This window comes from Desulfobulbus rhabdoformis, assembly GCF_016919065.1.
Classification (GTDB): domain Bacteria; phylum Desulfobacterota; class Desulfobulbia; order Desulfobulbales; family Desulfobulbaceae; genus Desulfobulbus; species Desulfobulbus rhabdoformis.
On sequence record NZ_JAFFQA010000042.1, the window covers coordinates 23,824 to 46,843 of the forward strand.

General features: G+C 49.7%; 15 protein-coding genes. 13 read left to right on the forward strand and 2 right to left on the reverse strand.

The genetic code is table 11. The features are described from left to right. Positions 1-109: 109 nt before the first annotated feature. The 13 genes from JWJ90_RS18060 to JWJ90_RS18120 all read left to right on the forward strand — a co-directional run bounded on the left by JWJ90_RS18060 (position 110) and on the right by JWJ90_RS18120 (position 20,270). Positions 110-991, forward strand: a complete 882-nt coding sequence (locus tag JWJ90_RS18060) for an ABC transporter ATP-binding protein (RefSeq protein ID WP_205228616.1) — start codon at positions 110-112, stop codon at positions 989-991. Then, positions 988-4,368, forward strand: coding sequence for a hypothetical protein (locus JWJ90_RS18065; RefSeq protein ID WP_205228617.1), 3,381 nt, complete (start codon positions 988-990; stop codon positions 4,366-4,368). The genes JWJ90_RS18060 and JWJ90_RS18065 overlap by 4 nt, the downstream gene beginning before the upstream one ends. Before the next feature lie 551 nt (positions 4,369-4,919). Then, positions 4,920-5,408, forward strand: a complete 489-nt coding sequence (locus tag JWJ90_RS18070) for a MarR family transcriptional regulator (RefSeq protein WP_205228618.1) — start codon at positions 4,920-4,922, stop codon at positions 5,406-5,408. 443 nt (positions 5,409-5,851) lie between these two features. Beyond that, positions 5,852-6,544 carry an MBL fold metallo-hydrolase gene (locus JWJ90_RS18075; RefSeq protein WP_205228619.1) on the forward strand — a complete coding sequence of 231 codons (693 nt, stop codon included), beginning with the start codon at positions 5,852-5,854 and terminating at the stop codon, positions 6,542-6,544. Between the two features lie 59 nt (positions 6,545-6,603). Then, complete coding sequence (locus tag JWJ90_RS18080; protein ID WP_205228620.1) at positions 6,604-7,428, forward strand: EFR1 family ferrodoxin; 825 nt, start codon at positions 6,604-6,606, stop codon at positions 7,426-7,428. Positions 7,429-8,112: 684 nt separating this feature from the next. Next, positions 8,113-10,218: a TonB-dependent receptor gene (locus tag JWJ90_RS18085; protein WP_205228621.1), complete on the forward strand. Its 2,106-nt coding sequence runs from the start codon at positions 8,113-8,115 to the stop codon at positions 10,216-10,218. 314 nt (positions 10,219-10,532) lie between these two features. Further along, on the forward strand, positions 10,533-10,877 hold the full coding sequence (locus tag JWJ90_RS18090) for an FUN14 domain-containing protein (protein WP_205228622.1): 345 nt from the start codon (positions 10,533-10,535) through the stop codon (positions 10,875-10,877). Between the two features lie 109 nt (positions 10,878-10,986). Beyond that, positions 10,987-12,819, forward strand: a complete 1,833-nt coding sequence (locus tag JWJ90_RS18095) for an SLC13 family permease (RefSeq protein ID WP_205228623.1) — start codon at positions 10,987-10,989, stop codon at positions 12,817-12,819. A gap of 26 nt (positions 12,820-12,845) precedes the next feature. Then, complete coding sequence (arfB, locus tag JWJ90_RS18100) at positions 12,846-13,262, forward strand: alternative ribosome rescue aminoacyl-tRNA hydrolase ArfB (protein WP_205228624.1); 417 nt, start codon at positions 12,846-12,848, stop codon at positions 13,260-13,262. A 97-nt stretch (positions 13,263-13,359) separates the two neighbouring features. Next, positions 13,360-15,819, forward strand: a complete 2,460-nt coding sequence (locus tag JWJ90_RS18105; protein WP_205228625.1) for a helix-turn-helix domain-containing protein — start codon at positions 13,360-13,362, stop codon at positions 15,817-15,819. 278 nt (positions 15,820-16,097) lie between these two features. After that, positions 16,098-17,438 carry a hypothetical protein gene (locus JWJ90_RS18110; protein ID WP_205228626.1) on the forward strand — a complete coding sequence of 447 codons (1,341 nt, stop codon included), beginning with the start codon at positions 16,098-16,100 and terminating at the stop codon, positions 17,436-17,438. A 226-nt stretch (positions 17,439-17,664) separates the two neighbouring features. Next, on the forward strand, positions 17,665-18,171 hold the full coding sequence (locus JWJ90_RS18115) for a type II secretion system protein (RefSeq protein WP_205228627.1): 507 nt from the start codon (positions 17,665-17,667) through the stop codon (positions 18,169-18,171). A 14-nt stretch (positions 18,172-18,185) separates the two neighbouring features. Continuing rightward, a complete protein-coding gene (locus JWJ90_RS18120; RefSeq protein ID WP_205228628.1) occupies positions 18,186-20,270 on the forward strand; it encodes an HD domain-containing phosphohydrolase in 2,085 nt (694 codons plus the stop codon). A gap of 92 nt (positions 20,271-20,362) precedes the next feature. Here JWJ90_RS18120 and JWJ90_RS18125 read toward each other — a convergent pair whose 3' ends face one another. Then, positions 20,363-22,492: an ATP-binding protein gene (locus JWJ90_RS18125; protein WP_205228629.1), complete on the reverse strand. Its 2,130-nt coding sequence runs from the start codon at positions 22,490-22,492 to the stop codon at positions 20,363-20,365. A gap of 294 nt (positions 22,493-22,786) precedes the next feature. Then, the coding region (locus tag JWJ90_RS18130; protein ID WP_205228630.1) for a hypothetical protein at positions 22,787-23,020 on the reverse strand (234 nt) is incomplete at its 5' end.

The window sequence follows — 23,020 nt, forward strand, 5'->3', positions numbered from 1 at the left end:
ACAATTGTTCAAGATTCCCGAAGTGGTCTTTTCCCTATATCCCCGCGGTCACCCCCCGGCCGCACAAGTTCGGTGTCAGGCCGGGCGACTCTTCCCCAAGGAAATAAAAATGACAAACGGTTTGATCGTAAAAGGTTTGCAAAAAACTTATACCAATGGCGTACGGGCCCTTGATGCCGTGGATTTGCAAGTCAGCCCCGGCCTCTATGGACTGTTGGGGCCAAACGGTGCGGGCAAAAGTACCCTGATGCGAACACTTGCCACCCTGCTGCAACCGGATGCCGGTGATATTCTGCTCGACGGTATCGATGTTTTGGCCGAACCGGATCAATTGCGCCAGCAACTCGGCTATCTGCCACAACAGATTGGCGCTTATCCCGGGGTCAGCGGGCGAAGCCTGATGAAGCGCTTTGCCTGGCTCAAGGGGTGTACCGATAAAAGGCAGCGCCGACACGAAATCAGCCGGTTACTCGAACAAGTCAACCTGACGGAGGCCGCAGATCGATCTGTATCCGAATATTCTGGCGGCATGTTGCGCCGCTTCGGCATTGCCCTGTCGTTGATCGGATCCCCACGTCTGCTGATTGTCGACGAGCCCACCGCTGGGCTGGACCCGGCGGAGCGCAACCAGTTTCATCGCGTGCTCGCAGAGGTGGCAACCGAGGCCGTCGTCCTGCTCTCAACCCATATTGTCGAGGATGTGGAAAACCTGTGCGGCCGGCTTTCCATTCTGACCGATGGACGCATAGTTGCCACCGGTTCACCAGCACAACTCATCGAACCGTTACGCGGTCGTTTGTGGTCGAGTGTGATTGCCAAAGATCAGGCCCCTCCCGACGATGTACTGCAAATTTTGGCACATCCAGATGGCCTGCGCGTCATCATAGAATGTGACCACGCCCCGGAGGGAGATTATGTTCCCCATCACCCCAGCCTTGAAGATGCATACCATGTAGCCCTCAAAACCTCCGGCAAGGAGATAGGCATATGAACCGTCTTGCCGTTTACTGGACGGAATTCCGCCATGAGATTCGCACCGGCTTACACGGACCGTTGTTTGCTATCACCGCAATCGGCTTTACGCTTTATATGCTGATGGCGCTGACCCGTGGTGATGCTCTGCGCGGTTTTGGCCTGGTGCGCAATTCGGCAACAGTGGTCTATCAATTTTCAACGGGCATGTGCATGTATCTGTTTTTTGCCTGGGCATGGATCTTTGGGCAGGTGGTGGTACGGGATAGCAATGTGCATTTGGCTGAAAACGTGCTCAGTTCCCCTATCCACTTGCCGACACTGCTGTTTGCACGCTATCTGGGCGCCTCGGTTGTAGCATTTTTACTCGGTGCGGTTGTGCCGCTCAGCCTGTTTTTGATGCCGATCACAGCTTGGCTGGGGCTGGTACCGCCGGCAGATATCGGTGCCGCCCCGGTTTTGCCGGTGCTGTTAAGTTTACTGCTTTTTGTGCTTCCCGCTGCCCTAGGTATAGGCGCCCTGTTCGTTAGCAGTGCACTGTGGACACGCTCTACCGTAGGGCCTTTTGCTGTTTCTGCACTCTTGATGCTGATCTGGATGCTCGGATTGATTGTCTTTCGCGGTGGTGATATCAGCGATACGCTGGCAACTCTGGTCGACCCAACGGTATTTAGTGAAGTAAGCCTTCAGGTCAGAGACTTACCCCCGAATGAAAAAATAGATTATCTCATAGAGGTGACACCGGCCTACCTGATGAACCGCCTGGTGTGGTTTTTGTTGCCGGTGGGATTGCTGCTCATTGTGTTGCGCCGCTTTAAGCGTGAACAACTGCTCCTTGATAACAGTAACAAAACAGTGCGTGATACCGTTGCCAGCGAGAACTATCCCCCGGCCAAAACCTCTGCGGGGGTGATCGCAAAGGACAAGCCGTCATGGCTGCGAGCACTTTTGAGCGAAGCACTCTGGCATTTGCGACTCTCGTTGCAAAACAGGGGCATGCTGCTGGCATTGGGTCTTTTACTCCTTATGGGTGTGGGCATCTCGATTCTGTTTGTCCTGCAAAATGCTCAAGGTCCTATCGTACCGCATGTAGAGTATTTACTCTCGTTTTCTGGAACTTTTTTCTACCTGCTTACCATTTTCGCGGTAGCGGGATTTGTCGGCGCGCTGATGCGCCGTGATCAGCGCAATGGATTTGAAGAGATGTTTGACGCCACCCCCGCACCGCTTGGCACGCGTGTGATGGCGCGGATTTTGGCCGCTTTTTTCCTGACGGCTGCTTTGGCCCTGCTTCCGGCACTCAATACGTGGATTGTCATGGCTGTCGGTGGGGTGGCTGTTTCCTGGTGGGATCCTCTGGTCTATCAGGTGCTCGTGATTATGCCAGCTATGTTGGAGATATGTGCCTTAACCGTGCTCAGTCACAGCCTGATTCGCAATGCAGGTGCCGCGTATGGGCTTTCGATGATGTTTGCTTTTATAGCGGTTATGAATGGCGAGTTAAGTCTGGTCACCTATCCGCCCGCGCAGGTTGGCCTGGCAGTGCACCTGTCCCTCTCATCCTTAAGCGGTTGGCAACCATGGCTGGATAGCCTCATCAGCATTGATCTGTTAAAACTTGGCGTCATAGCTGTTTTGTCAGCATTGGCATGGGTAGGCTGGCAGTTTGGGATAGAAACTGGTTTTGCCAAGCGTTGGCAAATAGCGCGTTCCCGTATCCGTAGCGCCGCTCCACTGGGCATCGCCGGTTTATTCTTGATTGCAATCTCCAGTGTCGTTCTGTACCAAAAGTTAATCCATCACGGTGAATATAAGTCACTTGAAACAGAACTGGCCGAAGATGCCGCCTGGGAACAACGGTGGTGGGAAAAAGGTAACGCCTACTCACTGCAAGGTGGGGAGGCCCATATTCAGGTAAATCCATCCGAGCGAACATTGGTGGCGCAGTGGACATTGAACAACGTCCAGACTGTTAAGGGGCTTTTACACGGCAGCCTGCCGCATGGTGTCAACATCAGTGCTGCGGTGGTCGCGGGCCGGGCTGTCATCCCAGATGTGGCCTATGATCATTTTACCTTGCCACTGGACACCTGCCCGGCTCAGGGGTGTGATGTAACGTTGACCTTGTCGGCCACACTACGCGATTGGCCGGCGCATGATGTGCAATCCTGGCTGCAGCCATCAGGTGTCTGGTTGCGGGCCGGTGATGTTTTACCAACCTTGGGGCTGAACCCGGATCGCCGTCTGCGCATACCAGCCGAAAGAGCGCAGTTTGGTTTACCAGAGCTGGCAGATAACCTGCCCCGACATGCCATGCAAGCGGCCAAGGACGTCGCACCGGCAGGAACTTGGCACTGGAGTGTAGTGGTCGACGCCGAAGGTGTCAGCACACAGACCTCTGGTTCTTTGACCGGACCTTTGGATTTCGCCATGGTCTGGCTGCCGAAGATGCCGGAACAGACTCCACAAAACGGTGTCTATGCCTGGCATGGGAACGAATACCGGCAAGCCGCCAAAGATATCCTGGAGGATCTGCAACTCATGGCGCAAGGCGTCGGTGATCTGCTGGGGCAGGTACCTGATGTACGGTATGTTATCCAGGCTCCCCGCGAATTGGGAGAAATAGCAGTGCACGGAGAACTGCTCTGGCTGCCTGAAAACCTCGGCTGGGACATCGCCAGTGAAGGCCCGGGACGGAAACGACGCCGCGCCGCCATAGCTTCGGCTCTTAGTCGGCATGTACTGCTTCAGGCTGCTGATCTGCGTGCGGAGCCAGGTGCCGAATGGCTGCTCTCCGGGGTATCGGGATGGATCGGAATGGAATGCCTGCGGCGCAGCGATGGACAGCAGGCATGGATAGCCGAGCAAAACTGGCAGACGGAAGAACTGTTCGAAACTTTGGGAAAAGGACTGGACGCACCGGTTAGCAGGGTAGCCGACGCCGGTAAGGCCGAATGGATCAAGCATTACACTGCGCTAAGCACACTGAACTGGGCAGCCGGGAAAGGCTCAGAGCAAACGGCCGCTTTGGTCAAGGCACTGATCAAGCGACTCCAAGATGACGAACCTTTACCCGAGGCGTTGACGGCGCTGGAGGGAGAACAAACTGCTGAGCGTTTATTGGGCATGCCTGTGGTCGCCGATATTGCATTAGGTATAGATGACAAACAGCAGGTACAAATAAAGGCTCAACGCTGGCAATGGCACGACAAGGGCTGGAAGTTGATCGAACCTCCACGGAAAGTTTTACAGCTCGCAGAACAGAAGGTGCAGCTACTTGATCTGCAAAAGTCCGCAGAAATAGGCAATGCTCAAAATTTTGTCGTACTGGATAGCTGGCCTAGTGTTGAGCGGACGCCGAAAGATAATGTCTGGAATCACGCAACCAAGCCTTAGCAAATTATTGGCCCCACAAGAGCCTGAGCAGTTGCTCCCCAGAGTGATCCGGAAAAAATTAAAATTTACGCAGGCATATAGTTGATATCAGAGTCTGCGCTTACCTCCGAGGATAAAATTTTACGTATGACGAGGGAAGCGCCAGGCTCCGCGGGATTGGAAGAAAAAGCAATTATTCAAGATGCCCTTTTACCTTAATCCGTGAGCATGCGTAGAGGTGCGGCAGTTTCGTTGTTCGTGTCATGCCGATAAAATTATATTGTATCGACGTGTTACGGACAATGAAGGTGACGTGCTGCTGGATGTTCCATGAGTCGGCGAGTGAAGCTGAACAAGCAATGTGAATATGAAGCCCCCCAGATATTCAAGATCTCTTCTTCAGCTATCACCGCTGTCACGGGTTCAGTAGGCAAAACGTACGTTTAGATAAAGCTCTTCTAGTAAAAGAATGACGATTTATGTGCCCAGATTTCAAAAAATAAAGCCATCTCGATTTTCCGTTGAGACGCTTTTATGGTTGATTTTGTTTAGCAACTATTTATACTTCTTTCATGAATACGATTGAGTGTGAAAGTATAGCAAAGCAACTGGATGAGAATTTCCATAGGATTGCCAACAAACTAAGCAGTGTCGAAAAAATCCCGAGAAATTACGGGACAACCTCCCCGCTGTATCCATCTGAAATCCACACCATCAACGTTATTGGCCTGAATCCCGGCAGCAATGTTACTGAATTGGCTAAAAAGCAAGGTGTCACGAAAGGAGCCGTATCCCAAGTAGTTGCCAAGCTTGTCAAAAAGAAGCTCATCGTTAAGATGAAAGAAGTTGACAACGAAAAGGCCATATTTTTGAAACTTTCCGAAGAAGGCCTTAAAGCTTTCGAAGGTCACCGTGCTTTTCATGCCGGAATGCATTTACCGCTCGTGGAGCTCCTGGAAAATGCAACGCAAAATCAAATAGATTTTGTAGAGCAATTTCTCTTGGTTTTGGAGTCTTTCTGCGATCAGGCGTTGTCAGAACCGCATAGCCCAACTCGATAACATCCCAAAATTTTTATCATTTTAAAATTACACATTCAGTAAATTGAAAATCTATTTGATGCTTTGGATTTTTCTTGCTTTTTAACCGCCTTATAGTTTAGTCTCTAAACCATTACAGTTAATATAATGATTAACTCCTCAATATATCATATATATTAATATAAATGAATCCAAACAATATACTGTCAGTGCATTTTTTACTCTTTTCATGCCTGACAACACACTCCAGGCTGCCTGCAGGAGAGGAGAAGTATGAACAAGGGCGTCTATCAATTCAATATCGGAAATTTTCGATGTCATGTGTTGCATGACGGGATCAATACCAAAACCCAGCTCACCTGCTTTTCCCAACCGTTCCCGAAGATGCACTCAATGTAGCTTTAAAATCCAGTGGCTTGAGTGCTGAGACATGGAAAGAATGGAACAGCGACTATTCCTGCATCTTGGTTGAAACCGGTATGCAAACGGTACTCATTGACACCGGACTTGGAGCATTTCATCCCTTTACGGGGAGTGTGCTTGAAAATCTAAAAAGAATAGAAATTGATCCGGCTGATATCGATATCGTTTTGCTCACCCACGCCCACCCAGACCACATTGGCGGTACACTAGACCAAGAGGGAGAGTCCATTTTCAGCAACGCGAAAATTCTGATGTCACAATCAGAGTGGGAATTTTGGAATTCGGATCCGTTGGTGGCATTGAAATCAGCGGGCAAAGATGAGCCCCATAGTGCAGCTGTTGTATGGTACGCAGAGCAGTGCCTGCCCAAATTACAAAAGCAGATTCAAACCGTTGACGGACAAATGGAAATCGTACCCGGAATTGAAACCCTGCCAGCTCCTGGGCATACACCAGGCCATCAAGTGATACACATTTTCTCTGCGGAAGAGGCACTCATGGTGACGGGAGATGTCTTCCTTCAACCGCTCCATGTTGAGCACCCCAAATGGTGTCCTGCAGTTGACATCAATCCAGATTCTGCGATCAAAACTCGAGTCAGGATTGCAGGACAGGCCGCTCATTCCAATACCCTGGTTGCATGTTTTCACTTTCCGTTTCCCGGATTAGGGCACATTGTCGGAAGCAAGGGGAAGTATCAGTTTAAGAGTCTGGATATGAATACATCAAAGTAATTATAGGCTAGCGATATTGTGTAATTTTTTATAATCCCGTAGAAAATGAGGGTGGTCATATGAAGACTGCAGTCGTGTATTTCTCAGCTACTGGCAACACTGCCATCGTTTCAGATGTCGTAGCAAAGGTGCTCCAAGAGCAAGGGGTTGATGTAACGAAAATTCAGATTACAGCATACAAGGACCGGCAAAGAGTCTTTGACACTGAGACCTACGACTCATTTGTATTCGGCATGCCGGTCCATTCCTGGCGGGCACCACGGGTGGTCAGGGAGTGGTTGCTTAACCTTGACGGCAGGGGCAAGAGGTGCGCCATGTTTTTTACATTTGGGGGCTTTGAAATCAACCTGGCCCACTATTCAACCAGAGAACTTCTTCGGAAAAGCAACTTTGTGGTTGTCTCTTCTGCCGAGTTCCCGGCTGCCCACACCTACAATATTCACGGGGGGTGGCGTGCCATGATCGGACGGCCAAACGATTCAGATTTTCTGGTAGCGCAAACATTTGCCCAAAAAACATGCAAACGTCTGTGTGGGGAAGATACCGGAATCCTTGGTGGGCTTGAGCAACCGGATGTGGAAGAATCTTACCTTGATATGATCGAATCATTTCGCTTCAAAGTTGTCACCCAGTTACCGACGCGGAACGGCGAGGAGTGTTCCCTGTGCGGTGAGTGCGAAGCGCGTTGCCCGACACAGGCCATCAGGGCAGAAACCGGGGTGGCTGATCCCGAAAGATGTATCTGCTGCATGGCCTGTGTCTCACATTGCCCTGATGATGCATTGAAAGTAAACGATCTGTCTACAAGCTGGCAGCATAAACTAGGTATGCATAAGACGACTGAAGCAGATATGCTCAAACAGGAAAGTCGAATCTATCTTTAGGGAATCTTGAATAATTGCTTTTTGAGCCAATTTCGGCATCATACCTAAACACCCCTGTATTGGGAACGGCGGATGGTCACTGAACAAGAATCCCTCTTAATAACGCAGCGTTTTTTAAGCCAATTCTTTTTTGTTCAGTTTCCACCTCCATCGTTCGCAACACGCCTATAACGCCTCATTTTATGAGGCATTTCACAAACAGTGACGCTGATACATCACTGAACGCGCACGGATTCAGGCAGACTGCCCCCTGAATTCTAGAAACCTCGAAAGTTACGCGGTCTGGTTTGTTTGTTTTTGATCTGCCTGAAGCCGTAGATGCGGCTTGCCATGCCACACTGTCGCAATCCTGGAGCGGCACTGGAGTTCTTCGCTAAATTTTATTGAGCACCTTCCTTATAAAGAGCTCGCAACTCCCCTGTCTTGTAGGCCAGCAGCCTGGTTGCTTGGGGCAAGCTACGTAAAAATGGCTCACGCGCTCAGATATATTCACCGAATCCCCCCTTTTCATTTTTAGAATTTTTCCATGATCAAGCTCTCTCCAGAGCAGCTCTCTGGCCTGAGAGATCCCTGAAACGTATTCTCTTTTTTTGAACTGCCTAAAACTTTTCTTGACTACTAAATACCGCATAGTATAGTAACTAAATCATCATTAACCTAAAAAATTTAACACCATGAAAAGAAATGAAAAACATGAGAATACCATCTAAACATTTTATTGTTGTTTTGGGGGCTTTCAACTTTTTCTTCCTCCCGGCAGCTTTTGGTGAAGATATCGAGCCGTCTGTCATTGGCAAAAGTAAAGGGAGCACAAAGGACTCCACAACTCTTGAAGTAATGACGGTTACCGCCCAAAAGCGTGAGGAGAATGTCCAAAATGTTCCCATGAGCATTACTGTATTTTCGGGCGCTCAGATAGAAGATGCTGACATTGGAAACATCCAGGAGCTAACCCTCCAATCTCCCAATATATTTATGAAACAGGGGGCCAGTACAAACGTCATCATTATTCGCGGTATTTCAAACGATGCAGACTTTATCCACTCCACCACAGGCCTGTATGTTGATGATATAAATTACTCCCTTAACTACATGCACAATCCCAGTCTGTTTGACATTGAACGTATTGAAGTGTTGCGAGGCCCCCAGGGAACATTATATGGCAGAAACAGCGAGTCTGGCGTTATCAACATTGTTACCCGACAACCGGGAAATCAGTTTTACGGCAAAGCGTACGGTGAAATATCGGCTTACGATCCAGACCAAGGAACCTCTTTTGGCTACCGAACCGGCCTGAGCTTTAGCGGTCCCATTATTGAAGATCAACTTTTTATTGGGATTGCAGGGGAGATAGAGACCAGTGATGGGTATATCAAAAACATTTTCACCGGGAATGACGAGGCAGGTGATACAGACAAAAAAAATGGTCGCATAACAACACGATGGACCCCTCGTGACAATCTCGAATTTGGCCTGACTCTAGACGCTCTTGATACAGATAGCGGAAACGGTAACGTGCGATACCTAGAAGGCCCCTGGAAAACAGGTCCTCATCAAATTAGTTACGATACGGACAACAACAGCATTGAGGAAAACGGAGATGGTCAAGCCCTGAAAATTAAATACTGGGGAGAGGATGTTACCCTCTTATCTATAACCGGGAGGCGATTCTACGAGAATCGTATGTTACGTGATAGCCTCGGCACCTCTGTGCCTGACGGGGTAAACGATCTCACATACTCCAGTGATTTAATCAGTCAGGAACTCAGGGTGAGCTCTGCTGATAAGGACAGCCATTTCGACTGGTTAGGCGGAATCTATGTAAGTTCGGAAGATAATGTTACAGATATAGATATGCCGTCTTTAAAAGAAATCCGAAATACAGATATGGAAACTCAGGAGTATGCTGTTTTTGGCCAGGGCACCCTTACATTCTTTGATAAACTTCATCTGACAGCGGGTCTCCGGTACAGCGTTGATGATATGGAAGGAGTTATGGACTATTACGGTTCAAGTGATAGTTACACTTTTGGGGCATCTTTTGATGATGATGTCTTGCTGCCAAAATTTTCCATTGCCTATGATTTGACCCCAGAAATCATGACCTATTTTACAGTCTCGCGAGGATATAACGCGGGAGGTTTCAATACCGCCTATGCACTGGATTCGCAAAAATTCACCTATGGCCCTGAATTTACATGGAACTATGAGATTGGAGCCAAATCCGCTTTTATGGGCAACCGAATTTTTTTAAACCTCGCCCTGTTTTATATCGCCATTGATGACAAACAGGTACCAGAGTTGGATGGGATAACCGATATTATGCATGTAAGGAATGCTGCTGAAGCCCATTCCGAAGGTTTTGAAGTAGAACTCCAGGCAAGATTACTTGATGGCTTGGATGTATTCGCGGGGATTGGATACGCCAATGTTGAATTTGATGAATGGACAACTTCCGGATTTGACTATGCAGGCAAAAAATTGCCCAATGCGCCTGAGTTTACGGCAAACATCGGTGTTCAATATCGTCATCTGTCTGGTTTTTTCGGTAGAACCGACCTACTCGTGACAGATGATTACTATAGCGACGCCTTCAATAGTCAGGAAATCGACGGGAGAACAATTGTCAACTTCCGGATTGGCTATGAAAGTGAATCATGGGATGCAATCCTTTGGTGCAAAAACCTGTTTAACGAAGAGTATCAGACGGTGGGCTTTGCTCGAAGGCACGATCGAGCTGTTGATGGAGCTCCCAGGATGTTTGGCGCTACATTCACTAAATATTTCTAGTGAGTTCAAGAGTTCCCATCCGGTAACAATCTTTTCGGAGTCTACGCGTATCTGCTCAATTTCGGCGCTAAGCTCGAAATTTTATCCTCGGAATCTTCGCTAAGCTCAGAGGAGTGCTCACAGGTTCAGGGTATAGCCTGGATGAGGTTCCCAGAACGTTCCTCTCCCCAGCTCCATGCCCAAAGAACAAGAAAAAGATAGAAATCGCCTTGACCTGGGCCTAACATTGGGGGTTTAATATGCGATCGCAATCCGATCAAATACACTCTAAAGCTTGAGTTTCCACCAGTGTTGACACGAACCAAGGAATCGATATGAATCAACCCGTAGCCGACCCCGCAACCCTTGACTTCTTTTCCGCAGCCTTTCTCCTTCCAAACGTTGGCGCTCCCTTCGTTGTCGGGTTGGCGGTGGGCTATTTCGCAAAAAAAATTCTCAAGGTTGCCCTCTTTCTCGGCGGTGCGGCGGTGGTTCTGCTCTTTATCGGAGAGTACTACGGATATACCCATGTGGACGACCAGGCTCTGCACCAAACAGCGCAAAATGCAGTTGATCTGGCCTCACAGTCCGGTAGTTTTCTCTACAGTCGCCTCAGCCAGCTTACCTGGAAAGGGGGCAGCGCAGTTGCCGGGTTTCTGGCCGGATTGAAAATCGGCTGATTGCTTTTACATCTTTTTCTCACAGGTTATGTCAGGTGATCCTCCCTGACATAACCTGTTTTTATTCCCCCCTTCATTTGGTTTATTGTTCTCCCTGACGTCGTTTCCCATGCCACAGACTGATATATTTATAACCCTGGCCACGCTTGCCTCCGCAGCCACCCTGATGATCACCAATAAAATCCGCGCCGACCTGGTTGCGGTGCTGGTAGTGCTCGCCCTAATGCTCACCGGCGTTTTAGAAGTCAGCGAGGCTCTGGCGGGCTTTTCCAATCCAGTGGTTATTATCATCGCCTGCATGTTTGTGGTAAGCGAGTCGATTATCCATACCGGCATAGCCCAGCGAATGGGCGATCTGGTTTTGGCTTTGGGCGGTACAAGTGAAGTGCGAGTACTGATTATCCTCATGGCGGCAGCGGGACTCCTGGGCGCCTTTATGAGTTCAGCCGCCACTGCTGCTATTTTTATTCCCATTGTTTTGGCAGTGGCGGAAAAAGCAGAAATCAATCATAAGCGGCTCCTCATCCCCCTGGCAGTAGCGGCACTCATCAGCGGCATGATGACCCTGGTGGCCACACCTCCCAACATAGCGGTCAATTCGGTCCTTCGGGAGCGTGGCCTAGAGCCCCTCTCCTTTTTTAGCTTCACGCCCTTTGGCCTGCTCTGCCTGGTGCTGGCGATCGGGTTTATGGTTCTGGGCGGCAGACATCTCCTTGCCCCGCCTAAACGCAAAGAACCCCATCGTCGGGAGCGCTCCATCACTGATTTGATAACCCATTATCACCTGGAGCAGCGGCTGGCACTTTTGCAGGTAACCGCAGAATCCGATCTGATAGACCGTTCCGTGGCACGAATGCAGATGGCCGCTCGTCACCGGCTGCATCTCATTGCTCTACACACTCCATCGCCCACCGGTGGGGTGACGGTTCCAGCCCGGCCGGAATCGGTTTTTGAAGAGGGGCATGTCCTGGTCGTGATTGGTGCCAGCAGCGATATCAAAGTCTTTCAACACGAGTTTCATCTTCAAAAGATGGGCATGCCCACCGATCCGCTGATGAAACGGCAGTTTTTTCAAGTAATTGGTGCGGGTGAGGTTATGCTGACCCCGGATTCCAACCTGATTGGAAAATCGCTGCGGGAGATTGGATTCCAGACCCGGTTTCAATGCCTGGCTCTGGCCATTCGCCGCAAAGGAGAGACCATTATCGCCGACTTCACCAATGAACCACTTCTCTTCGGGGATGTGCTGCTCATCTGTGGAGCCTGGGAGGATATTCTTCGCCTGCGGGAACACAGGGATCGTTACATTCTGCTCACCCTGCCTCAAGATTTTCGCGCAGTCATCCCCGCCCGCAAACGAGCTCCCCTAGCCCTGGGAATCATTGCCACTATGGTAGGATTGATCGTCTTTAACATCATCCCCACCGTTGCAGCGATAATCGGTGCCACCGCAACCCTGGTGTTGAGTCGCTGTGTCAAACAGGATACCTGGTTCAAGGCTATTGACTGGCCAACCATCATCCTTGTCGCCGGAATTCTCTCTCTGGCTACAGCTCTGCAAAAAACAGGGGTTTCTGCTTTTGTTTCCCAGAGCTTGCTGGCAGAGTTTGGGCACAGTGGCCCCTTGCTTGTACTAGCTGTTTTGTATATGGTAACTGCAACTCTTGGCCTCTTTCTCTCCAACACTCCTACAGCTCTGCTGGCAGCCCCCATGGCTATTGATATTGGCCAGGCCTTACATGTCTCGCCTCAGGCCTGTGCCATGACCGTTGCCATCGCCTGTTCCTCTGCCTTTATTTCACCGCTGGGTTCTCCGGTGACTATGATTGTCCGTGAACCGGGCGGATATACCTTGAAGGATTTTGCCAAGGTTGGGGTGCCACTGGTCTGTATCTGTATGCTGGCTACGGTGTTTATGGCCTGGTTACTCTATCTTCGCTAATTTTTTTTATCCCCCCCTACAATTCTATGCCTTCAATCAGCATTTCACCCAACATCAGCATCGATGACTCTGAGATCGAATTGAGCAGTATTCGGGCTCAGGGATCTGGTGGCCAGAATGTGAACAAGGTTGCCAGCGCCATTCATCTGCGCTTTAATATCATGGCATCTTCGCTGCCTGACCAGGTAAAAATTCGCCTGATGAACATTCAGGACCAACGATTGAGCAACGAAGGCGTGCTGGTGATCAAGGCCCAGGAATTTAGGCAGTTGGAAAAAAACAAGGCGGCCGCCGTGGAGCGATTGGTAACCCTTATTCGCGCCAATCTGTTTGTTGCCAAAAAACGCCGCCCCACCAAGCCCAGCAAAGCGGCAAAAAAACGGCGCCTGGAGAATAAAAAACGCCACGCCCAGATCAAAGCCATGCGTAAAAAACTGCAATAACTCATTCACATCTACCGATGTTTACTCGTGCTCGCTTCATTGCCCGTGGTAGAAACCACAGCCCCCTCCTCACTCTGTAAAACGGAACTTTGCAACCATGTCTCCAGAAAATCCCGAACTCCATCTGGCCCAGTCCTTTGTTGAAGAGACGAACTGCGCCCTCTATCTCACTGGCAAGGCAGGGACAGGCAAGACCACTTTTCTGAAAAACCTCCGCAACAAGAGTGATAAACGTATGGTTGTCACCGCGCCCACTGGAGTGGCGGCGATCAACGCAGGAGGAGTCACCCTGCACTCCTTCTTTCAGCTCCCCTTTGGGCCCTACATTCCCGGTGCCGAATTTTCCGGCGGCCGCCACCGGATGAGCAAGGAAAAACGCAATATTATTAACTCCATGGATTTACTTGTCATTGATGAAATTTCCATGGTACGTGCGGACCTGCTTGACGGGGTGGATACGGTGCTCAAGCGCTACCGCCGTTCAGAGCGTCCCTTTGGTGGGGTGCAGCTCCTTATGATCGGCGACCTGCAGCAACTTGCCCCTGTGGTCAAAGATGAGGACTGGCTCCTGCTGCAGGATTACTATCATACCCCTTATTTTTTCAGCTCCCAGTCCCTCGCCCAGATGCAGCTGGTCACCATTGAGCTGCAGCACATCTACCGTCAATCCGATCAGCACTTCATTGACCTGTTGAACAAGGTCCGGGACAACCGACTTGACCGGGAATCCCTCTCCACACTGAACTCACGCTTTCAGCCCGACTTCACCGCAGAGGAAGGCTATATCACACTCTGTACCCACAACAGTGGTGCAGATTCCATCAATCAAAAGCAACTTGCGGAGCTGCCGGGTAAACCACATCATTTTCAGGCCGGGGTCGATGGTTCATTTCCTGAGTACGCCTTCCCCACTGCTGCCAGTCTTGAACTCAAGGAAAGAGCCCAAGTGATGTTTGTCCGTAACGATACCTCACAGGATCGACGCTATTTCAATGGCAAGATCGGCGCAATCAGCTCCATAAGCCGGGAAAAAATCTGGGTGGACTGCGAGGATGGGGAAACGATCGAGGTGGTGCCGGTCACCTGGGAAAACGTAGAGTACACCGTTGATACAGAGACTTCCGAGATTTCTCAGAAGGTGGTGGGCAGTTTTAACCAGTACCCACTCAAACCCGCCTGGGCTATCACCATACATAAGAGTCAGGGACTGACCTTTGACAAGGCGGTGATCGATGCCCAGGACGCCTTTGCCCACGGGCAGGTCTATGTGGCCCTGAGCCGTTGTCGTTCCTTTGAGGGGCTCATTCTCCGCTCCCAGATCACAGGCCGCTCTATCAAGACAGACCAGGCCGTCCTTGATTTCATGGCCATGGTCCGGCAACACAGCCCGAGCGAGGCCGATCTGCAGGCAGCGAAAATTCGCTACCAGCAGGAACTCCTGCACCAGTGTTTTGACTTCAGCAACATGGCCCGTCTTTTAGGAAAACTGGTAGGCCTTATTCGTGGTAACAGCTCCATTGTTCAGGTCATGGCCGGGGCAGATCTCTTTGCCATCCACCAACAGACCCTTGCTGAGATATGTGCTGTGGGAGACAACTTCCGGCGGCAACTGCAGTCACTTTTTTCCCTGGATGTGGAACCGGCAAAGGATACGGTGATCCTTGAACGCCTCGCCAAATCAGCAGTCTATTTTGAGGATAAGTTCACGACCATCACCAATCCCTGCATAGAAAATTTGGAGATTGAATCCGATAACAAAGACATCAAAAAGCGCATTAACAATTTTCTGACCCTCTGTCGGCAGGAATGCGGCATCAAACTGGCCGGAGTCAAGGTCTGTGATGGCGCCTTTGCTCCCGCCCGTTATCTGCGAGCCCTCTCCCAGGCCTCCATGGTCGAGCAAAAAGCAAAACCCAAGGCCAGCCCCCTCTACACCGAGGCGGATGTCGGCCACCCAGAGGTGTTCGAGCAACTGCGACAGTGGCGAACGACTACAGCCGCAGAACATGAGGTTGCCGCCTATCAGGTCCTGCACCAGAAAACTTTAATTCAGATTGCGGTTCATTTACCCGATTCCATCTCTGCCCTTAAAGAGATCAAGGGGATCGGTAAAAAGCTGGCAGAACGCTACGGTGCGGAGATCATTTCTCTGGTTCGGGCCTACCGGGAAAAACATGGTATTGAATCCGTGGCCCTGCCCACTCCGCTGGCGCTCTCTGTGGGACCGACAGGAGAGCCCCAAAAAACAACTTCCCGCATCAATACCAAACAGGTCAGTTTGGACATGCACACCTCGGGGCTCTCTATTGAAGAGATTGCCGGGCAACGAGGGCTCACCCGTCAAACCGTTGAAGGCCACCTGGCCTATTTTGTCAAACAGGGAGAGCTAGCCATAGATGGGTTGGTCAGCAGTGAACGCCGCCGGGAAATTGAAGAAAAAATCCTGGAATTAAAGGAAACCAACTCGCTTAAGGCCGTAAAAACCGCCCTGGGGGATGATTACAACTATGGCGAGATCAACCTAGTGCTTGCTCATCTGCAACAGAGCAACGAGTGAAGCTCAATATCATAACCAACTTGAGGTGTTTCTCTTTGTTGGGGGTTATTCGGCACCACCGGCCTACATCGCCCCCCTGCACATGGCTGGTGATCACGAAGGAGCCCTGGCTAAATTTCAGTGGTTATTATTTAATCATTTGACCTTCCATCCGGATTTTCGTATTGAGGGGCACCAATAACAATGTATTTGGTCCTGCACTCCGCCTTTGCTCATGAAAATGGCATGGACTCACATTTGACATATTCACCTTCTCCAAGGATTCAAGCCCACTCTCCATGGATATTCTATGCCGTATAGCTCGCCCCTTGGCCCTGAGCGCCTGGCTCTGCTGTCTCTCTGGTCAATTACTTGCTGCAGAAGAGAGCAATCCTCTTCGCTTCTATCAATCCACTGACCAGCAAAGCTATCTTCAAGCCACTGTAAATTTCGACATGGCCTTTTTCAGTCAGGATAACGCCTGGTATGGACAGGACAGGACAGTGATCGGCGCGGAGGTGGACACCTGGTGGGAGACACTCTTTCGCCTGGGACTTGAAGGCAGGGCAGTGCTTGCAAACACACAAAGCATCTACGGACGGATTGATGTGGTCCAGGCGAACACCTTTGGGGGCTACGATGCGGCTGGAACCAATGCAGACCTGGGAGATGAAAGCAGCCTGCGCATCGACAAAGCCTACCTGGGCTGGCGTTCGGGCAATCTCTTTGCCGGGCTTGGGGAAGATTTTCTTGATATCTCCTTTGGGCGTCAAATTTACACAGCAGGCACACTCTTTCTGTTTGGCAGTGAAGGCGGAGCAGGCTTTCACCGGGCGGCCTACTATCTTGGTGGCAGGCGTTCAGCGGATTTTACCGCCATTGCCAAATTCAAGACCGGCAAGCTTACAGGCGATGTTTTCTTCTTTGACAACGATTCGCCCTTCCCCGTCAACACCCAGGCAACAGGGCTGACGCTTGACTATTCCCTTTCCCCCCATGCGCGTATCGGCTCCAGTCTGGCCACACTCAATTCAGAGAGTACCAGCCGCGATGGGATGCACATCTACGACATCCGAGGCTCCCTTGCTCCCTTTGCAGCCTTCTCGGAAACGCCAGCCCTGCATCCGCTCATCATTGAAGGGGAGCTGGCCGTTGAAGATCGGGACGATAACCAGGACACTGGGCTTGGCTGGTACCTCTCTGCACGCTATCAATGGCAGGAGATTCCCTGGAAACCCGAGTTCACCTACCGCTACTCAAGCTTTGATGAAGATTACGATGTCCTCTTTTACAGCGCCACTGACTGGGGCTCCTGGTTTCAGGGCGAGATCACCGGTGAATACGACCTCTTTAATATGAATCAGGACATTCACATGTTTCGCCTCAAGGTGAAACCACTTGATTGCTTGAAAATCAGTCTTTTTTATTTCGATTTCAACCTGCATAGTCCAACTGCTATGGGTGTGAGAGCAGAAGACTACACCAATGAGTGGAACCTGAGTGTGGATTGGCACGTCAACGACCACCTTTCCCTTTACTGGGTTGGGGCATACGCCACTCCCGAGGCAGGAGCCAAGCAACGCTTTCACGATGATGAAGACTGGAAGGCAATGATGCTCTGGGCCAGCGTTCACTTCTAAGCCCCCTTATATTTATCCTCCAATAGTCTAATATTCTCTTACCTTTTAGCCATTTTCAATCTGGTCATTTTTTCAAAATATAAATAGATATTCTATCAGCTTTCCAAAATTGTTAAAAATAATTTTCATTTTCCTTGCTAAAGATTTTTCACCAGCTAACATATTACGGAATTACATTTAGAGTTTTCGACCCGACCTTTCGTTTTTGTTCTTTTGTTGGTAGTCAATGTTTCAAAACACCATAACAAGCCCTCCTTCCAATTCCCAATCTCCGTATAACATCCTGCAGCATAATCAACATGGCTTTACTCTTATTGAAGTCATGATGGTCGTAGCTATCCTTGCGACGCTTGCAACCATTGGCATGACCAATTTTATAAGCTACCGGGAACGGACAACAATAACAATATGCATCACAGATTTAAAAAACATTGAACGAACCATTCTTGTATATACTTTAGATAACAACAGTTTGCCCAGCAGTTTACAGCAGGCTGGGCTAGGAATCCCTCTCGACCCCTGGGGAAATCCCTATGTGTACAACACTGTTGACAGTGTTCCTCCTGGAAAACGACGTAAAGACAAATCCCTGGTCCCGATAAACACGGATTATGACCTCTATTCGTCCGGCCCGGATGGGAAAAGCGTTGCTCCTCTAACAGCCAAGGCAAGCCGAGACGATATTGTCCGTGCAAACAATGGCTCTTTTATTGGTCCTGCCCGGAACTACTAACCCTTGCACGCCCCATGAAAACAAATTTTTCATTTTATAAGTGTCGATTTGGTCGTCGTATCCTTACACTTTTTCTAGTGTGCGCCTTTATACCGACAACACTGCTTGTGGGTTTTGCCTATCATCGCGTCAAAGCACAACTCTACGCAGACAGCTGGGTACGGATGGATAAAGAATGTAAAACCTATGCCTTGGCGCTTCTTGAACGCCTCATTCATCTGGATTACCTGCTGCGTCTTTCGGTCCCGAATCTGGCCGATAACACCTCTCTTGAACAGTTGCCCTCTTTTCAATCCAAACAACTCAAGGGGGTATTTACCGGATTTGGTCTGTTTCATCCAGAGACCGGTCTGGAGACACGCTTTGGAAAACTTGGCAAGGTCGTGGAAGATCCAGTCTCCCTCGTCCCATTTATGAAAAATTCAGTCAAGACCTCTATTCTTCTGGAGAAATCCGACTCCCCCATCAAAACCTTGTACCTGCTCATTCCCTATGAAAAGAATGGCATCAGAGGGTTAGCCGTCGCCCAACCGACCAAATCAATTCTTTGGGGGGTTGGGCAATATAACTTGCTTCCAGGACAGACTGAACTCGCTGCATATGATCAAAACAATGAACTTATCGCAGCAACACGGTTTGCCCCCAGAGAAAAGCTCACCAACCAATTCAAGCAAGCCCAGAGAAATTCAATCCAATTTCAATACTCCCACGAAGGGACCGATTTTCTGGCCAGCGGCTGGTCACTTTTTCTCTCCTCGCACTTCAATGCGCCGACCTGGACCATCGTTCTCAGCGTCTCAACCGATGAAGTGCTCAGCACTATGGATGAATTTCAGAAGAGTTTTCCGCTCATTGTCCTACTGATGCTCTGGATCATTTTATTTCTTTCTCTCTATTTTATTCGTAAGACCATCACCCCTCTCACCCAAATCCAAGAGGCCACTGAAAAAGTTGGTGCCGGAAACTTTTCCTATAAGGTCACCATCAACAGTGGTGATGAGTTTGAACAAGTGGCCAACAGCTTCAACCAGATGACGCACCAGATTCAAAATCATTTGCAAACATTAACCCTGATTGACAGCATTGACCGCTCCATCATCTCGAGCCTGGATCCATCCATTATCATTCCGCGTTCTCTACGTCTCCTCTCTGACTTCTTCGGCTACCCCCGCATCCTTCTTGCCCAGTGCAGAATGAGCGATCCTAAAAAGCTTTATCTCACTCAAATTGAAGAATCACAGCACGATAATATCACGAAGAATTACGTCCTGCTTACAGAGGAGGAATGGGGACGACTCTTTACTGGTGCAACATCGTTTTTTTTGCGAAGACAAACATTTCTTCCCGGTTTTCTCGCCGAAATCAACACCGGAGATTCTTTTCTTTTCCTCCCTCTCATCGCCGATAAAATCCCTCAGGGTGCGTTAATTTTGGAGTTGCCTCAGGCACAAACAGACTGCCCGGCGGAAACCGTCTCCCAAGCACGCCAAATTGCCGATCAGCTCGCCATTGCGCTTGCCAACGCAAACCTTGTCTCCAATCTGGAAAAACTGTCGATCGGTGCTGTCGAAGCGCTTGCCCGGACGGTTGACGCCAAAAGTAAATGGACCTCCGGTCATTCGGAGCGCGTGGCTGATCTTGCGGTCAGGATAGGCAAGGCAATGAAATGTGACGATAAGCTATTGGAGCAACTGTTCAGAGGAGGACTCCTCCATGATATAGGCAAGATTGGTATTCCTGTTGCCATCCTCGATAAACCTGGAAAACTGAACGACGAAGAGTATGCAACCATACAAACCCACCCGGAAATCGGCGGGCAAATTTTAGAGCCCATCGAAGCATATCAGGACATTATCCCCATGATTGTTCAGCATCATGAGCGATATGACGGCAAAGGGTATCCTGAACGTCTGGCTGGCGAGAGTATAAGTTTGGAGGCTCGAATCCTGAGTGTAGCAGATGTTTACGATGCGCTTATCTCAAAACGTCCCTATCGAGACGGCTGGGTCAGGGAACGGGTACATGAATTTATTCAAACAAACAGTGGCCAAATGTTTGATCCTAAAGTTGTGGAGGCCTTTCTCCTGGTGAACGATTGAGTTTGTATTGCCGCATATTATTTCTCGTATTGAGTGAAATATGGAATCAGGAGGCAGGCTATCACTGCACAGTGAACGAAAAACACCCTCATTCAAGACACCCCCATGGCCTTATCAAGACTTTGGCGCACCGCCATGGCCAATTGCTGGGCAGTAACGGGCTTGATTAAACATGTGCGGATTCCGGCCTGGTCCATTTCTTCCTCGCCGAGCCCTTCACTATAGCCGGTGCAGAGAATAACGGGGAGATTGACTCGATTGGCCCGCAACCAACCGGCAAGGTCCAGGCCGGTCATTTCGGGCATGGTCATATCAGTCAAAACAAGATCGATACTTCCTCGGTTATCAAGAATAAACTGCAAGGCGTCCCGGCTGTTGTTAAAAAGGCTTACCTTGTAGCCGAGTTCAGAGAGGACCGCTTTACCGATATCGGTGAGAAAAGGGTCATCATCCACTAAAACGACGTGCTCTGTTCCTGAAGGCAACTCGGTACAAAGAGGCTCGTTCTGCTCACAAAGAGGCGTTTTCGGCAGGTAAATGGTAAAACGGGTTCCCAGCCCCTCAAGCGAATCCACGGTAATGATCCCCCCCATGGCTGAAATGATTCCATGCACCATGGAAAGGCCAAGGCCTGTCCCCTCACCTTTCTTCTTAGTGGTATAAAATGGATCAAAAATATGCTCCAACTGCTTGGGAGCGATTCCTTTGCCCGAATCGCTGACCTGCAGACGGACATAGTCTCCCGGCATCACCCCCTTATATTTCCTCACAAATGGCTGTTCAAGCGCCACATCGTCCAAGCTGATTGCCAGGATGCCCCCATGCTCTTTCATGGCATGGCCTGCGTTTGTACAGAGATTCATCACCACCTGATGCACCTGAACCTTATCGGCCTGCACACAACTCTCGGTATCTAAATGCTGTTCAATGGCAATCGTTGCCGGCAAACTGGCTCGCATAAGCACGACCACATCCTTTATGACCTGCCGCACCAAAACCGGTTTAATTTCCAGATCCGACCGACGGCTGAAGGCAAGGATCTGTCGAATCAAGTTTTGAGCGCGTTCGCCTGCAAGGAGAATATTTTTGACACACAGCTCCAATTCGGGAAAATGATGTGCCCCCAAATGGCGTTGCATGATCTCAGCATAACCAATTATTCCGCCTAAAATATTATTAAAATCATGGGCAATACCTCCAGCAAGCGTACCGATGGATTCCATCCTTCGACTCTCCATCAACGATTGCTCGAGCTGCTCTCGTTCCTTTTTGGCCCGCATGCTTTTAGAAATGTCGCGGGCAAGTCCATGAAGACCGACAGTTTGCCCCTGCTCACCGCAGAGCAGTTGCCCGTTGACGGAGAGCCAGACCTTCTTCCCATTTTTATGGAGCATCTGCACCTGAAAATTTTCCACAGTTCCCCCTTGCGCAACAAGCTGGAGAAAAATTTCCCGATCCTCAGGAATGGCGTAGTAATCAACGATGGGGGTACCGATAACCTCGGCTGGGGTATAGGCCAAAATCTTGGTCACGGAGGGAGAGATGATCTGGATTATTCCTGCGGTGTCCACCTCAAAACTGATATCAACCATACTCTCATAAAGCTGCCGATAACGTTTTTCAGAAAGAGTCAGCTTATTTTCAGCATCAAGACGATTGTCTTCTCGCTCAAGCAGCCATCCGACAAAAAAAATGCACAAAAAAATGGCCAAACCGTAAGGGAGGGCCAGCCGCTGCATCAGTAACCAGCCCGTAGCTAAATCCTCCACAAAAAGAAACCCCGGTAGGACAGCTATTGTGGCGACACCTCCGCCTACGGCAAAATAGATGAGATCGCGCTCGTGCTTCCACCGGCGCCATAGTACACCGGAAATCAAACTCAACCCCATACCGACGATGCCGGCGATGACCCCGCTGCCCCCGATGGACACACGAACAGCGGCCGCACAGCAGACGGTCATCAATCCGGAGACGGGGCCAACGAAGAGCGTGCTTAAAACGATCACCGCGTTGCGCTGATCAACTATCACCCCTTCAGCGACCACAAGACGAACCTGCATACAGATAACGGCCGCCAGTCCAAAGAGGAGACCAAAGACTATCTGCCTACTCAACTCCTGCTCAAACCTGATCTTTTGCACAAAGCCGTATAGAGCAATGAGAACTATAAAAATGGCCAGATTATTAAACAGGCTTAAAAATAATGGAACTTGCCAGTCCATCTCACCTCTCTTGTTTTACTTTGACACCAGGGAGCATTCATGCCTATCCTGAATAAAACAAACTGTATTTTCCCCTAAAAAACCAGGCGTTGCCATCCGGCAACAGCCCCACTCTTTCCCGTGTCAGGCTGACTCACCACAACCAAGCAGTTGTTATTTGGTCAATATTCAAGGAGATTACATGTTAAAAAAATTATCCATCAAAAAAAGACTCCTGCTCGTTGTGATGGCCTCGTAAAAACCTTACGCGGCTATTTTAAGATTTAAAAATTCAATCGGGCACATATTGCCCGGCTATGTCAAAATTGTTAAGAATTTTGGCATGAGATGTTCTTTGAGACGTGAAAAAACACATGTAGCCCCACAATGTGGTCCTTTTAGAGGCGTGCAGAGCCCTTTTTTTCTTTTACGGAACACTGCAGCCCTGCGAATGTTCACACCTATAGCCTTGAGGACCGCTGCGAAGCTGACGGCTTTCATACCCCGCACCCGGAGTTTTTTACCCCCGGTCCTCCGGTCATACTCTGA

Coding starts and splice junctions, on each gene's coding strand:
- JWJ90_RS18060 (WP_205228616.1), top strand. CDS start 110: ATGACAAACGGTTTGATCGTAAAAGGTTTGCAAAAAACTTATACCAAT.
- JWJ90_RS18065 (WP_205228617.1), top strand. CDS start 988: ATGAACCGTCTTGCCGTTTACTGGACGGAATTCCGCCATGAGATTCGC.
- JWJ90_RS18070 (WP_205228618.1), top strand. CDS start 4,920: ATGAATACGATTGAGTGTGAAAGTATAGCAAAGCAACTGGATGAGAAT.
- JWJ90_RS18080 (WP_205228620.1), top strand. CDS start 6,604: ATGAAGACTGCAGTCGTGTATTTCTCAGCTACTGGCAACACTGCCATC.
- JWJ90_RS18085 (WP_205228621.1), top strand. CDS start 8,113: ATGAAAAACATGAGAATACCATCTAAACATTTTATTGTTGTTTTGGGG.
- JWJ90_RS18090 (WP_205228622.1), top strand. CDS start 10,533: ATGAATCAACCCGTAGCCGACCCCGCAACCCTTGACTTCTTTTCCGCA.
- JWJ90_RS18095 (WP_205228623.1), top strand. CDS start 10,987: ATGCCACAGACTGATATATTTATAACCCTGGCCACGCTTGCCTCCGCA.
- arfB (WP_205228624.1), top strand. CDS start 12,846: ATGCCTTCAATCAGCATTTCACCCAACATCAGCATCGATGACTCTGAG.
- JWJ90_RS18105 (WP_205228625.1), top strand. CDS start 13,360: ATGTCTCCAGAAAATCCCGAACTCCATCTGGCCCAGTCCTTTGTTGAA.
- JWJ90_RS18110 (WP_205228626.1), top strand. CDS start 16,098: ATGGATATTCTATGCCGTATAGCTCGCCCCTTGGCCCTGAGCGCCTGG.
- JWJ90_RS18115 (WP_205228627.1), top strand. CDS start 17,665: ATGTTTCAAAACACCATAACAAGCCCTCCTTCCAATTCCCAATCTCCG.
- JWJ90_RS18120 (WP_205228628.1), top strand. CDS start 18,186: ATGAAAACAAATTTTTCATTTTATAAGTGTCGATTTGGTCGTCGTATC.
- JWJ90_RS18125 (WP_205228629.1), bottom strand. CDS start 22,492: ATGGACTGGCAAGTTCCATTATTTTTAAGCCTGTTTAATAATCTGGCC.